The organism is Streptomyces roseirectus (genome assembly GCF_014489635.1).
Lineage (GTDB): Bacteria > Actinomycetota > Actinomycetes > Streptomycetales > Streptomycetaceae > Streptomyces > Streptomyces roseirectus.
Window position 1 is genome coordinate 2,672,588 of sequence record NZ_CP060828.1, and the last position, 11,989, is coordinate 2,684,576.

Here is an 11,989-nt window from a genome sequence, read left to right on the forward strand (position 1 = left end):
CGCGTCACGGGCCGCTACAGGGACGAGCGCTGCGGCACGGTCGCCGGGTCGTCCGGCCTGCTCCTCGTGACGTACTGGGGCACCGGCGTGTCGTCGCCGCCGGTGTCGCGGACGAGGCCGTAGCGGATGACGCCCTGGGGCGGGCCCGTCCGGATGTCCTTCTCGATCTCCTCACGGCTCGTGGGGAAGACGATGACGCCGTAGTCGGCGCCGCGCTCGTTGACCGTGAGGGTGACGGCTCCGTCGAGGTAGAAGTACTCGTTCTGCCACATCTGCTGGGTGCCGTCGGGCAGGACGGCGTAGCCGATCGCGGGGCCGCCCATGCCGGTCGCGTAGCCGTCCGGCGCGCCCGCGAGCGGGTCGTCCATCCGGCGTCCGCCGCCGGAGGCGACGTGGAACAGCTTGCCCTCCAGGCCGGTCCAGCCGGGCATCACCAGCGCGCCCGCGCGGTATTTGGGCGAGATCTGCCAGCGCACGAGCACGTACCCCTGCCCGGTCAGCTCCACGTGGTCGCCCCGGTGCTGCATGACGGCCTTGGCGCCACCGCTGCTCACAACCCCGCGCGCGGGCCGTCGCGGGAGGCTGCCCGGCGGCTCGTCGGGGTCCGGCGCGCTGTCGACGGCGTCGACGACACTGCCGTACACAGCCGTCGGCGTGGCGCTCGGACTCGGCGTCGGGGAAGGGGAGTCGGCGGGGGCCGGGGCGCGCGGGGGCGGGACCACGGGGGCGGCGCTGGCCGTCGGGACGGTCTCGGCGCGGGCCGGCGGGTCGTCCGGGGTCCGCACGACGACGTAGGCACCGCCCGCGACCAGCGTCGCGCCCGCGGTCACCGCGACGGCCGGTTTGGTGAGCGCGCCGACGACCTTCGCCGACCAGCCGGCGCCGGCCGCCGCCACGGCCGTCTTCCCGCCGAGCACGAGCGACAGGGCGAAGCCGGCCGGGACGGGGACGAGGGCGATGCCGACGAGGAGCCGTTCGGCGGGGACGACGGGCTCGCGGGCGGTACCGCAGGAGGCGCAGCCCCTGATGTGCCGGGCGAGCCGCTTGCGCCACACGGAGTCGGGGCGGCCGTGCCAGCGGGCGGTCAGCTCCCGGAGGCCGGGGCACGCGCCCGCGAGCGCGCGGACGATCCCCCGCGAAACCTCCAGGCGTTCCTTCACGCGCTGGACCCGGACGGCGGCGTGCCGGCGGCTGATGCCGACGGCGGCGGCGAGTTCACGCCGGGTCAGTTCGCCGGAGACCTCCAGCCACCACAGGGACAGCAGGTGGCGGTCCTCGGGGTCCAGCCAGGGGACCGCCTCGGCCACTTCTCTTCGCTGGCCCGCCAACTGGAGCTTCAGGACGGTCAGTTCGGCGAAGTCGGCCGCTTCGTGCGGGGCGCTGTCGTTCTCGTCCAGCCTCGCCGGTGCCGTGCGGCGGCGGGCTCTGTCGCGGATCTGGCGCATCGCGATCGCCACGAGCCAGGAGCGGAAGCTGTCCGGGTCCCTGAGGGAGGGCAGGTTGCCGACGGCTCTCAGCATCGTCTCCTGGACGACGTCGTCGACGTCCGCGTGGCCGTTCAGGGCTCTGCCGACGATGTTGTAGACGAGGGGGAGCCAGCCCTGGACCAGGGCGTCGAGGGCCCGGCGGTCGCCGGACTGGGCGGCTCGGACGAGGGTGGGCCAGTGGGGGGCGGGGCGGCGGGCCGCTTCCATCTGCATACCTGCACCTTTTCAGCCAGGGGTGGGCTGTCGGCAATGTCGGGGATCACAGGTGGGGACGGGGTGAGGGCGGCGGGGATAACAGTTTTTCGGAGGCTGGCGGTGAGTCGGGGTCGGCTGGGAGTCGGAAGCCAGCGGGGGTGGCCGTTCGGCTTAGCCCGTTCGGGTGGGGCGGGGAGGGGTTAGGGCGGTGCTGGGGAGGCTTTCAGGGGGGGGGATCCCTGAGAAATCTGCGGGGTGTCGGGGCGGTCGGGTCAGGGGTGGCTCGGGGGTGGGACTGGCCATGTGGCCGATACGGGGGATCTTGTCCGGGACAGACGATGGTCGCGTCACATTCGGCACCTCGCCATCGGGAGTGTTCATGCGTCTTCGTCGTCGTACGGCCGTCCTCACCGCGTCGCTCGCCCTCGCGCTGGCCGCGGGCCCGCTCGCGGGTCCGGTGTTCGCGGCCCCTGGGGCGACGGGGTCGGGCTCGGCCGCTTCGGGGGCGCCGACCGGATCGGGTGCGCCGGACGCGGTGGCGTTGGCGGCGGCGATCGCCGGGTTGCCGGACGGGGACGCGACGGCCGCGCTGGTGCGGGTCGGGGGGACGGGCGGGGTGTGGCAAGGGAGTTCGGGTGTGCACGACGTGGCGATCGGGAGGCCGGCCGATCCGGACGCGCGGTTCCGGGCCGGGTCGGTGACGAAGGTGGTGACGGCGGCGACGGTCCTGCGGCTCGCGGCGGAGGGGAAGGTGGACCTGGGGGCGCCGGTGCGGCGGTATCTGCCGGGGCTGCTCGGGCGGGAGTTCAGGGCGGTCACCGTCCGGCAGTTGCTCAACCACACCTCGGGCATCCAGCCGGGCCGGGAATCCGGCGGCACGTTCGAGGAGCAGTACGCCCACCGCTACGACACGCTGACGCCCCGGGAGGTCGTGGCCTCGGCGGTGGCGAAGGGGCCGGAGTTCTGCCCCGGCACCCGGCAGCACTACCTCAACATCAACTACACGATCCTGGGCCTGCTGATCGAGAAGGTCACCGGCCGCCCGTACGCCACCGAGGCCACCCGGCTCGTGCTGGCCCCCGCCGGGATGCGGGACACCTCCTTCCCCGGCACCGACCCCCGGATCACCGGCCCGCACAACCACGGCTACCAGGCGGTGAAGCGGGCCGACGGGACGACGGAGCTGGTGGACGTCACGGAGTGGAACCAGGCGGACCGCGCCGCGGCCGGCGACATGATCTCGACGACGGCCGACCTGGAGCGGCTGATCGCCTCCCTGTTCCGGGGGCGGATCGTCCCCGGCCCGCAGTTGCGGGAGATGTTCACGGTCCCGGCGGGGATACCCGGCGCCACCTACAGCGCCGGGCTCCAGCGGGGTGAGGTCGACGGGCAGGTCTTCTGGCTCAAGACCGGTTCCCGGCCCGGTTACATCGCCATCGCGGGAGCGACCCGTGACCTCTCGCGGACGCTGGTCTATTCGGTGAACGCGACCGACGCGAAGGGGAGGGACATGAATCCGGTGGCCGAGCGGATCGTCGGGGCCGCGGTCCGGTGAGGGGCGGGAAACGGGGTGCGGGGTGCGCTTTCCTCATACCCCGCCGGGGTATAGGATCGAAGTCCCATACCCCCCTAGGGTATATCCCCCGAGAGGCAGAACAGGGAGCCCGTCATGACCCCACTGCAGAAGATCGGCGCTTTCGGCGCCGCGCTCGCCGCGTCGTTCGGGGCCGCGTACGGGGTGGGCACGCTGGTCGGCCCGTTCGACAGCGGAACGGACACGGAACAGGCCGCGCACCGGAGCACGGACCACCAGGACACCGGGCCCGCAAAGGACACCGCGACCGACGGCTCCCACGAGAGCGGCGCCCACGAAGACCCCGGCACCGAAGGCACCACCGGCACCAGCACCGCCGCCGACACCCCCGCCGGCCTCCAGGTCACCGAAGCCGGCTACACGCTCGACCTGGAGACCAAGGCCCTCGCCGAGGACACCCCCGCCGCGCTCAGGTTCGTCGTCCGGGAGGCGGACGGTACCCCGGTGACGTCGTACCGGACCGAGCACGACAAGGAGCTGCACCTGATCGTCGCGTCGAGGGACCTGACCCAGTACCGGCACCTGCACCCGACGAGGTCGGCGGACGGCACCTGGAGCACGCCGGTGACACTGCCGGACGCCGGGAGCTACCGGGTCTTCGCGGACTTCACGCCGACGAAGGGCCGGCAGAACCTCACCCTGGGCTCGGACCTCACGGTCACGGGCGCGTACGCGGACAGGTCGGTGCCGGAGCCGGCGGCCACGGCGACGGTCGACGGGTACACCGTCACGCTGGACGGCGGCCTCACGGCCGGGAAGGACAGCGAACTGCGGTTCACGGTACGGAAGGAGGGCCGGCCCGTGGAGCTGGAGCCGTACCTCGGGGCGAACGGGCACCTCGTCGCGCTGAGGGCCGACGACCTCGCGTACCTGCACGTGCACCCGCACGACAGCGCGGCGAGGGCGACGGACGTCGCGTTCACGGCGGACGTCCCGAGCGCGGGGGCCTACCGGCTGTTCCTGGACTTCAAGGCGGACGGCAAGGTGCGGACGGCGGCGTTCACGGCGGACACGGACCGGCACACCCACGGATGACCGCGACTTGGCCGTCCTGACCAGGTTTTGAGGGGGCGCAAGGTCGTCCATGGGGAGCCGTTGAACCCCTACTGACCTGCGAAGACAGCGCGTTGACAGGGGATTCGGCGGGCTTGTAGGACGTGTGGGTCAGGCTCCTCCACAGGTCTTCCCCAAGGACGATCGTGCCCCTTTCTCCCCGCGTCCGCGCACTGCGCGCGACGCGTCTCACAGGTGTCCCCGCCGCGGCGGCGGCCCTCTGTCTGGCCGTCGCGGGCAGCGCGTCGGCGTGCAGCATCCGGGACTTCTCCGCCTCCGCCGAGTGCGGCGCGGACGGTCACGGCTTCATCCGCGTCACGGACGTGGACCCGACCGGCACCCCGGCGACCGTCTCGGTGCAGGTCAAGCTCTCGATGCCGGACGACCAGTACCGCGACATCGGCAGCCGGACGATCGAGCGTTCCGGCGCGCAGGGCACGAGCGTCGACATCCCGGTCGACTGGACGCCGGACTGGACGTACAAGGTCCACGTCAAGGCGGGCGCCTACGTCGACGAGGACATCACGCCGATGCTGACGACCCCGTCGAGGGCGTGCCCGGCCTGGTACCCCTCGCCGAGCCCGACCCCGTCGGCCTCGGACACGCCGTCCACCGCACCGTCCACCGCACCCGCGCACGCGCCCGCCCCCGGGGACTCGCCGTCCCCCACCCCCTCCGACTCCGGCTCCACCCCCGCGAGCAACGCCCCCGCCCCGGCCGGTGGTTCGACCCACCTCGCCGAGACCGGCGCCGGCTCGTACACCGCCCCGGTCGCCGGCATCGCCGTCGGCATGGTCGTCGTCGGCGCGGGCACGGTCTTCGCGCTGCGCCGCCGCAAGGCCGCCGCCGGCGACTGATCCGCGTCCGCCAAAGGCCACGGCTCCCCCGAAAACCGTCGCTTCCCGAAAGCCCGTCGCTTCCCGAAGGCCCGCAGCTCCCCCTGCGGGCCTTCCGCGCGCTCCAGTCAGCTTTCCGCGCCCCAGTCGGTTTTCGACCATAGCCGGTCCGAAATGGACCGGGACGTGCCGGTTTTCGGACCGTACGTTGAAGCGGGAGCCCACGGCTCCGGGCGGATTGCACGACGGAAGAACGGGAAGCGGCAAGGCGATGGTCCACGACACCTTTCACGACTGGCTCGCAGAGGCGGACAAGGTGGTGATCGCGGCCGGCGCCGGACTGAGCGCCGCCGCCGGGTACGACTACGGCGACGCCGCCCGCTTCCGGGAACTGCTGCCCGCCCTGTACCGGCTCGGGCTGCGCTCCCGCTATCTGCTGGGCGCGGCGCTGCCGCCGGACATGATGTGGGGCTACTGGGCGGTCCACATCACCGACATCCGCCACGGCACCGAGCCCAACCCCCTCTACCGTCGGCTGCGCGCACTCGTCGGCGAGCGCGACCACTGGGTGGTGACCTCCAACGTCGACGGCCTCTTCGCCCGCAACGGCTTCGACGCCGGGCGGGTGTTCACGCCCCAGGGCGACTACGGGTTCCTCCAGTGCACGACGCCGTGCACGCGCCGGACGTGGCCGAGCGCGCCGTTCCTCCAACGGGTCCTCGCCGCGTACGACCGTGAGAGCGGACGGGTACGCGACCCCGGCGCGCTGCCGGTCTGCCCGAACTGCGGGGGCGACCTCTTCCCCAACGTCCGGGTGGGCCCGGAGTTCGTGGACGACGCGTTCATGCCGACCGGTGGACGAATGGCAAAATGGCTGAGCCAATTCCAAGTGGCTGAGCCACTCGTCCACTCAGCCACTGCTCCACTCAGCCAATCAGCCACCCAGCCACTCGTCCGCGCGGCCACCGCTCCGCTCACTGGCCCAGCCACTACTCCACTCGACCACTCAGCCACCGCACCACCCGCCGGTTCAGCCACCACACCACTCACTGGCTCAGCCACTCAGCCACCCACCCGCTCGGCCACCGCACCACTCACTGGCCCAGCCACTACTCCACTCACCCACACAGCCACCACTCCACCCGCTGGCTCAGCCACCACACCACCCACCCCCTCACCCACCACCCCCCTCCCCCTCCTCGTCATAGAAATCGGCGCCGGTTTCAACACCCCCGGCGTCATCCGCCTCCCCATGGAGAACCTCGTGCGACACACCCCCGGCGCCCGCCTGGTCCGTATCAACCCGGACCACCCCGCGACCCCCGAGGACCTGGCGGGAAGAGCGCTGTCCGTGCCGGTGCGGGCGGACGAGTTCCTGGCGACCTGAGATGCCCGACTACCCCCCGACCCCGCCCACTTTCCTCACCCCGAGGAGCGGGCCGAGGGTCCTGCCGCTCGCGGCGTACCGGGACGCCGTCGACCTGGACACCCCGTTCCGCCCCACGGCCGCCCCCGCGCCGGCGGACCGCCTGGACGACCACGTCCGCGAGGCCCTGCGCCTCATGAACGCCGACCCGGCGATCGCCCGCCTCGGCCTGGCCCCCGGCTCCCTCCCGGAGCTGAAGGACCCGGCGACCGCCCGCCAGGTCCTGCGCGCCCTCCTGACGGTCCGGGACCCCGGCCCGCTCCCCGAGGGGACGGACGCGGAACTCGACGCCCTGCTCGGCGGCGAACGCCTCCTGCGCGAGACGACCGCCCCGGCCGGACTCCCCACGCCGGACGGCCGGACGTCGCTGTGGCGCGGCGACCTCACCACCCTCGCGGCGGACGCGATCGTGAACGCCGCGAACAGCGGCCTCCTCGGCTGCTTCCGCCCCCTGCACCCGTGCATCGACAACGCGATCCACTCCGCGGCGGGCCCCCGCCTGCGGGACGACTGCAAGGCGGTGTACGACGCGCAGGGCGCCCCCGAACCGACGGGCGTCGCGAAGGTCACGCGGGCCTACCACCTGCCGACGCGGTACGTGCTGCACACGGTCGGACCGGTGGTCCAGGGCCGCCCGGCGCCGAGCGACGCGCGGGCGCTGGCCTCGTCGTACCGCGCCTGCCTGGACCTCGCGGCCGAGCTGGACGACGTCCGCACGGTCGGCCTGTGCGCGGTGAGCACCGGCGTGTTCGGCTACCCCAAGGACGAGGCGGCCCCGCTCGCCGTCCACACGGTCACGGAATGGCTCGACGCGCACCCGGGCCGGTTCGACCGGGTGGTGTTCACGGTCTTCACCGAGGAGGACGAGAGGGCATACCGCCGGGTACTGGACGACTGACCCCCGGCGCACACAAAGGCCGCCCCCATACGACAATCACCTCGTACGACGACGGCCCACACCCCCCTTCGCGCCCCGCACCCCCCACTCCCCCCGCTAAAGCCCCGCCCCCGCTACACCCCCACCGGCTCCTGCGCCGGCGCCTCACCCGCCCGCCGGCTCAGCCCCTCCCCCTCGACATCCACCGTCGGCAACACCCGCCCCAGCCACCGCGGCAACCACCACGCCCGGTCCCCCAGCAGCGCGAGCACCGCCGGGACGATCGCCATGCGGACGATGAACGCGTCGAGGAGATCGGGGTCGTCGGTGCCGCGCAGGATGCCGACGGTGGCCCGCAGCTCCAGGAGCGCGGAGGATGTCGTGCCGGCGAGTTCACCGAGGATCTTCTGGGCCTGTTCGGGGTGGGTGCGGGCGAGGTGGGCGGCGGTGCCGGCCTGCGCGTTGGCGACGGCCATGTGGTGGGCGACGGCGTCGTGGAGTTCGCGGGCGATGCGCATCCGTTCCTCGGTGCCCCTGAGCCTGGCCTCCCCCTCCCGGGTGCGTTCCGCGTGCGCGGCCCTGGCCTGCACGGATTCGAGGTAGGCGCGGCGCAGCCGGGAGCGGGAGCCGACGGCGACGGGGAACATCAGCCACAGGGGGATGCCGACGGTCTTGAGGAGGAACAGGTCCCAGCCGGGGTCGACGGAGGGCGGTGACCGCGAGGACGGCCGAGGTGCCCCAGCCGTAGGCGCGGCTGGTGCGGTGGTCGGTGACGCCGGCCAGCCAGTCCAGGGCGGCCATGACGGGAGACGATCGCGAGCACGTCCGGGGTCCAGTTGTCCGGGGGCTCGGTGCCGTTGGCGCTGACGGACGCGCCGAACAGGACGCACGCGTACAGCGCCACGACCGTCAACACGTCCACGGTGCGCGGATGCGGTTCCGCGTAGCGCTCCAGGCTGAAGGAGGAGGAGGGGGTACCGCGTCCGCGGTATGCCGGTGAGGGCGCCCGGCGTGCACCGGGCGCCCGGGGGCTCAGGCGTCCAGGGACGTCATGACGTGCTTGATCCGCGTGTAGTCCTCGAACCCGTAGCCCGAGAGGTCCTTGCCGTAGCCGGACTTCTTGAACCCGCCGTGCGGCATCTCGGCGACCAGCGGGATGTGCGTGTTGATCCACACGCACCCGAAGTCGAGCCGCTTGGACATCCGCATGGCCCGCCCGTGGTCCTTGGTCCACACCGAGGAGGCGAGCGCGTAGTCGACGCCGTTGGCCCACTCGACGGCCTGGTCCTCGTCGGTGAAGGACTGGACGGTGATGACGGGCCCGAAGACCTCGTTCTGGATGATCTCGTCGTCCTGCTTCAGCCCGGAGACGACGGTCGGCGCGTAGAAGAAACCTTTCTCGCCGACCCGGTGCCCGCCGGCCTCGACCTTGGCGTGCGCGGGCAGCCGCTCGATGAACCCGGAGACCTGCGCGAGCTGGTTCGGGTTGTTGAGCGGCCCGAACAGCACGTCCTCGTCGTCCGGCTGCCCGGTCTTGGTGTCGGCGGCGGCCTTGGCGAGCGCGGCGACGAACTCGTCATGGATGGATTCCTGGACGAGGACCCGGGTGGCGGCCGTGCAGTCCTGCCCGGCGTTGAAGAACCCGGCGACGGAGATGTCCTCGACGGCCTTGGCGAGGTCGGTGTCCTCGAAGACGACGACGGGGGCCTTGCCGCCCAGTTCCAGGTGGACCCGCTTGAGGTCCTTGGACGCGGACTCGGCGACGGACATGCCGGCCCGCACGGAGCCGGTGATGGAGGCCATGGCCGGGGTGGGGTGCTCGATCATGAGGCGCCCGGTGTCGCGGTCGCCGCAGACGACGTTGAAGACGCCGGGCGGCAGGATCGACCCTATGATCTCGGCCATGAGGACGGTCGAGGCGGGCGTCGTGTCGGACGGCTTCAGCACGACGGTGTTGCCCGCCGCGATGGCCGGCGCGAACTTCCAGACGGCCATCATCATCGGGTAGTTCCAGGGCGCGACCTGGGCGCAGACCCCGACCGGCTCGCGGCGGACGAAGGAGGTCATGCCGTCCATGTACTCGCCGGCCGAGCGGCCCTCCAGCATCCGCGCGGCGCCCGCGAAGAACCGGATCTGGTCCACCATGGGCGGGATCTCCTCGGTCCGGGTGAGCCCGATGGGCTTGCCCGTGTTCTCGACCTCGGTGGCGATCAAGTCCTCGGCGCGCTCCTCGAACGCGTCGGCGATCTTCAGCAGCGCGCGCTGCCGCTCGGCGGGCGTGGTGTCGCGCCAGCCGGGGAACGCGGCGGCGGCGGCGGCCATCGCGGCGTCGATGTCCTCCTGCCCGGACAGCGGGGCCGTCGCATAGGTCTCGCCGGTGACGGGGTTGACCACCTCGGTGGTCCGTCCGTCGGCGGCGTCACGGAACTCGCCGCCGATGTGGTTGCGCAGCCGACGCGGTTCGGTGCTCACGGCCGGATCCCTCCCAGGGTGCAGGTGTCCACTGACTGAGACACCACCCTAATCCGCCGTTCCGTTTCTTCAACACCCCGGATCCCGCCACACTTACGAAATCCGCAGATCCGAGCCTCCGTGACAACGGATTTCATCGAAACGGCCTTGCGATACGCACGAGACGTCATGCACAGTGGCCCCGTGGCCAACCGAAGCACCGACAAGCACCTCGACTCCGTCAGCCTGGCGATCATCGAACAGCTCCAGGAGGACGGCCGTCGCCCCTACGCGGCGATCGGCAAGGCCGTCGGCCTCTCCGAGGCGGCCGTGCGCCAGCGCGTGCAGAAGCTGCTCGACCAGGGTGTCATGCAGATCGTCGCGGTGACCGACCCCCTCACCGTCGGCTTCCGCCGCCAGGCGATGGTCGGCGTCCACGTCGAGGGCGACGTCGAGGCGGTGGCGGACGCGCTCACGGCCATGGACGAGTGCGAGTACGTGGTGATGACCGCAGGCTCCTTCGACCTGATGGTGGAGATCGTCTGCGAGGACGACGACCACCTCCTGGAGGTCATCAACCGCCGCATCCGGGCCGTCCCCGGCGTGCGCTCCACCGAGAGCTTCGTCTACCTGAAGCTCAAGAAGCAGACCTACATGTGGGGAACCCGATGACAGCGAAGGACCTCAGCAAGTCCGCGTACGACCACCTGTGGATGCACTTCACCCGCATGTCGTCGTACGAGAACGCCCCCGTCCCCACGATCGTCCGGGGCGAGGGCACCTACATCTACGACGACAAGGGCCGCCGCTACCTCGACGGCCTCGCGGGCCTGTTCGTCGTCCAGGCGGGCCACGGCCGTGCCGAGCTGGCCGAGACCGCCGCGAAGCAGGCGCGGGAGCTGGCGTTCTTCCCCGTGTGGTCGTACGCGCACCCGAAGGCGATCGAGCTGGCGGAACGTCTCGCCTCCGAGGCGCCGGGCGACCTGAACAAGGTGTTCTTCACGACCGGCGGCGGCGAGGCCGTCGAGACGGCGTGGAAGCTGGCCAAGCAGTACTTCAAGCTGACCGGGAAGCCCACCAAGCACAAGGTCATCTCGCGGACGGTCGCCTACCACGGCACCACTCACGGCGCCCTGTCCATCACCGGCCTGCCCCCGCTGCGCGCCCCCTTCGAACCCCTCGTCCCCGGCGCGCACAAGGTCCCCAACACCAACATCTACCGCGCCCCGATCCACGGCGACGACCCGGTGGCGTTCGGCCGCTGGGCCGCCGACCAGATCGAGCAGCAGATCCTCTTCGAGGGCCCGGACACCGTCGCCGCCGTCTTCCTGGAGCCCGTCCAGAACGCGGGCGGCTGCTTCCCGCCCCCGCCCGGCTACTTCCAGCGGGTGCGCGAGATCTGCGACCAGTACGACGTCCTGCTCGTCTCCGACGAGGTGATCTGCGCGTTCGGGCGGCTCGGGACGACGTTCGCGTGCGACAAGTTCGGCTACGTCCCGGACATGATCACCTGCGCGAAGGGCATGACCTCGGGCTACTCCCCGATCGGCGCCTGCGTCGTCTCCGACCGCCTCGCCGAGCCCTTCTACCGGGACGGCACCGCGTTCCTGCACGGCTACACCTTCGGCGGCCACCCCGTCTCCGCCGCCGTCGCCCTCGCCAACCTCGACCTGTTCGAGCGCGAGGGGCTGAACCAGCACGTCCTCGACCACGAGTCCGCGTTCCGCGCGACCCTGGAGAAGCTGCACGACCTCCCGATCGTCGGCGACGTCCGCGGCAACGGCTTCTTCTACGGCATCGAACTCGTCAAGGACAAGGCGACGAAGGAGTCCTTCGACGCCGACGAGACCGAGCGCGTCCTGTACGGCTTCCTCTCCAAGGCCCTCTTCGACAACGGCCTCTACTGTCGCGCCGACGACCGCGGCGACCCCGTCGTCCAGCTCGCCCCGCCCCTCATCGCCAACCAGGACACCTTCGACGAGATCGAGCAGATCCTGCGCACGACCCTGACGGATGCTTGGACGAAGCTCTGATCGTCTGATGTACGGCCCCGCGCGCGCCCGTCCGAGT

General features: G+C 71.9%; 10 protein-coding genes. 7 read left to right on the plus strand and 3 right to left on the minus strand.

Features of this window, described 5'->3' with window-relative positions; genetic code table 11:
• Positions 1 to 14: 14 nt before the first annotated feature.
• On the minus strand, positions 15 to 1,700 hold the full coding sequence (locus IAG44_RS10830) for an RNA polymerase sigma factor (protein ID WP_246561636.1): 1,686 nt from the start codon (positions 1,698 to 1,700) through the stop codon (positions 15 to 17).
• 361 nt (positions 1,701 to 2,061) lie between these two features.
• Between IAG44_RS10830 and IAG44_RS10835 the strand changes: the two genes are divergently transcribed.
• The 5 genes from IAG44_RS10835 to IAG44_RS44240 all read left to right on the plus strand — a co-directional run bounded on the left by IAG44_RS10835 (position 2,062) and on the right by IAG44_RS44240 (position 7,489).
• The gene (locus tag IAG44_RS10835; RefSeq protein WP_187746929.1) at positions 2,062 to 3,237 is read left to right on the plus strand and encodes a serine hydrolase domain-containing protein; all 1,176 of its coding nucleotides are present in this window, start codon (positions 2,062 to 2,064) and stop codon (positions 3,235 to 3,237) included.
• A 114-nt stretch (positions 3,238 to 3,351) separates the two neighbouring features.
• Positions 3,352 to 4,311 carry a hypothetical protein gene (locus IAG44_RS10840; RefSeq protein WP_187746930.1) on the plus strand — a complete coding sequence of 320 codons (960 nt, stop codon included), beginning with the start codon at positions 3,352 to 3,354 and terminating at the stop codon, positions 4,309 to 4,311.
• A gap of 164 nt (positions 4,312 to 4,475) precedes the next feature.
• Positions 4,476 to 5,186: an LAETG motif-containing sortase-dependent surface protein gene (locus tag IAG44_RS10845; RefSeq protein WP_187746931.1), complete on the plus strand. Its 711-nt coding sequence runs from the start codon at positions 4,476 to 4,478 to the stop codon at positions 5,184 to 5,186.
• Between the two features lie 250 nt (positions 5,187 to 5,436).
• The gene (locus IAG44_RS10850; RefSeq protein WP_187746932.1) at positions 5,437 to 6,552 is read left to right on the plus strand and encodes an SIR2 family NAD-dependent protein deacylase; all 1,116 of its coding nucleotides are present in this window, start codon (positions 5,437 to 5,439) and stop codon (positions 6,550 to 6,552) included.
• A gap of 1 nt (position 6,553) precedes the next feature.
• Positions 6,554 to 7,489, plus strand: coding sequence for a macro domain-containing protein (locus IAG44_RS44240; protein WP_187746933.1), 936 nt, complete (start codon positions 6,554 to 6,556; stop codon positions 7,487 to 7,489).
• Positions 7,490 to 7,602: 113 nt separating this feature from the next.
• Here IAG44_RS44240 and IAG44_RS44520 read toward each other — a convergent pair whose 3' ends face one another.
• Together IAG44_RS44520 and IAG44_RS10865 are read right to left on the minus strand one after the other, a co-directional pair.
• The gene (locus tag IAG44_RS44520; protein WP_343075726.1) at positions 7,603 to 8,115 is read right to left on the minus strand and encodes a histidine kinase; all 513 of its coding nucleotides are present in this window, start codon (positions 8,113 to 8,115) and stop codon (positions 7,603 to 7,605) included.
• Positions 8,116 to 8,500: 385 nt separating this feature from the next.
• Complete coding sequence (locus IAG44_RS10865; RefSeq protein WP_187746934.1) at positions 8,501 to 9,940, minus strand: gamma-aminobutyraldehyde dehydrogenase; 1,440 nt, start codon at positions 9,938 to 9,940, stop codon at positions 8,501 to 8,503.
• A 168-nt stretch (positions 9,941 to 10,108) separates the two neighbouring features.
• On the opposite strand from IAG44_RS10865, the gene IAG44_RS10870 reads away from it, so the two are divergent.
• Both IAG44_RS10870 and IAG44_RS10875 read left to right on the plus strand, forming a co-directional pair.
• Complete coding sequence (locus tag IAG44_RS10870; protein ID WP_187746935.1) at positions 10,109 to 10,591, plus strand: Lrp/AsnC family transcriptional regulator; 483 nt, start codon at positions 10,109 to 10,111, stop codon at positions 10,589 to 10,591.
• Positions 10,588 to 11,952: an aspartate aminotransferase family protein gene (locus tag IAG44_RS10875; protein WP_187746936.1), complete on the plus strand. Its 1,365-nt coding sequence runs from the start codon at positions 10,588 to 10,590 to the stop codon at positions 11,950 to 11,952. Before IAG44_RS10870 ends, IAG44_RS10875 begins: the two co-directional genes overlap by 4 nt.
• Positions 11,953 to 11,989 lie beyond the last annotated feature (37 nt).

Excerpts from the sequence above, each read along its gene's own strand:
- IAG44_RS10830 (WP_246561636.1), bottom strand. The coding sequence starts at position 1,700 with ATGCAGATGGAAGCGGCCCGCCGCCCCGCCCCCCACTGGCCCACCCTC.
- IAG44_RS10835 (WP_187746929.1), top strand. The coding sequence starts at position 2,062 with ATGCGTCTTCGTCGTCGTACGGCCGTCCTCACCGCGTCGCTCGCCCTC.
- IAG44_RS10840 (WP_187746930.1), top strand. The coding sequence starts at position 3,352 with ATGACCCCACTGCAGAAGATCGGCGCTTTCGGCGCCGCGCTCGCCGCG.
- IAG44_RS10850 (WP_187746932.1), top strand. The coding sequence starts at position 5,437 with ATGGTCCACGACACCTTTCACGACTGGCTCGCAGAGGCGGACAAGGTG.
- IAG44_RS44240 (WP_187746933.1), top strand. The coding sequence starts at position 6,554 with ATGCCCGACTACCCCCCGACCCCGCCCACTTTCCTCACCCCGAGGAGC.
- IAG44_RS44520 (WP_343075726.1), bottom strand. The coding sequence starts at position 8,115 with ATGTTCCCCGTCGCCGTCGGCTCCCGCTCCCGGCTGCGCCGCGCCTAC.
- IAG44_RS10870 (WP_187746935.1), top strand. The coding sequence starts at position 10,109 with ATGCACAGTGGCCCCGTGGCCAACCGAAGCACCGACAAGCACCTCGAC.
- IAG44_RS10875 (WP_187746936.1), top strand. The coding sequence starts at position 10,588 with ATGACAGCGAAGGACCTCAGCAAGTCCGCGTACGACCACCTGTGGATG.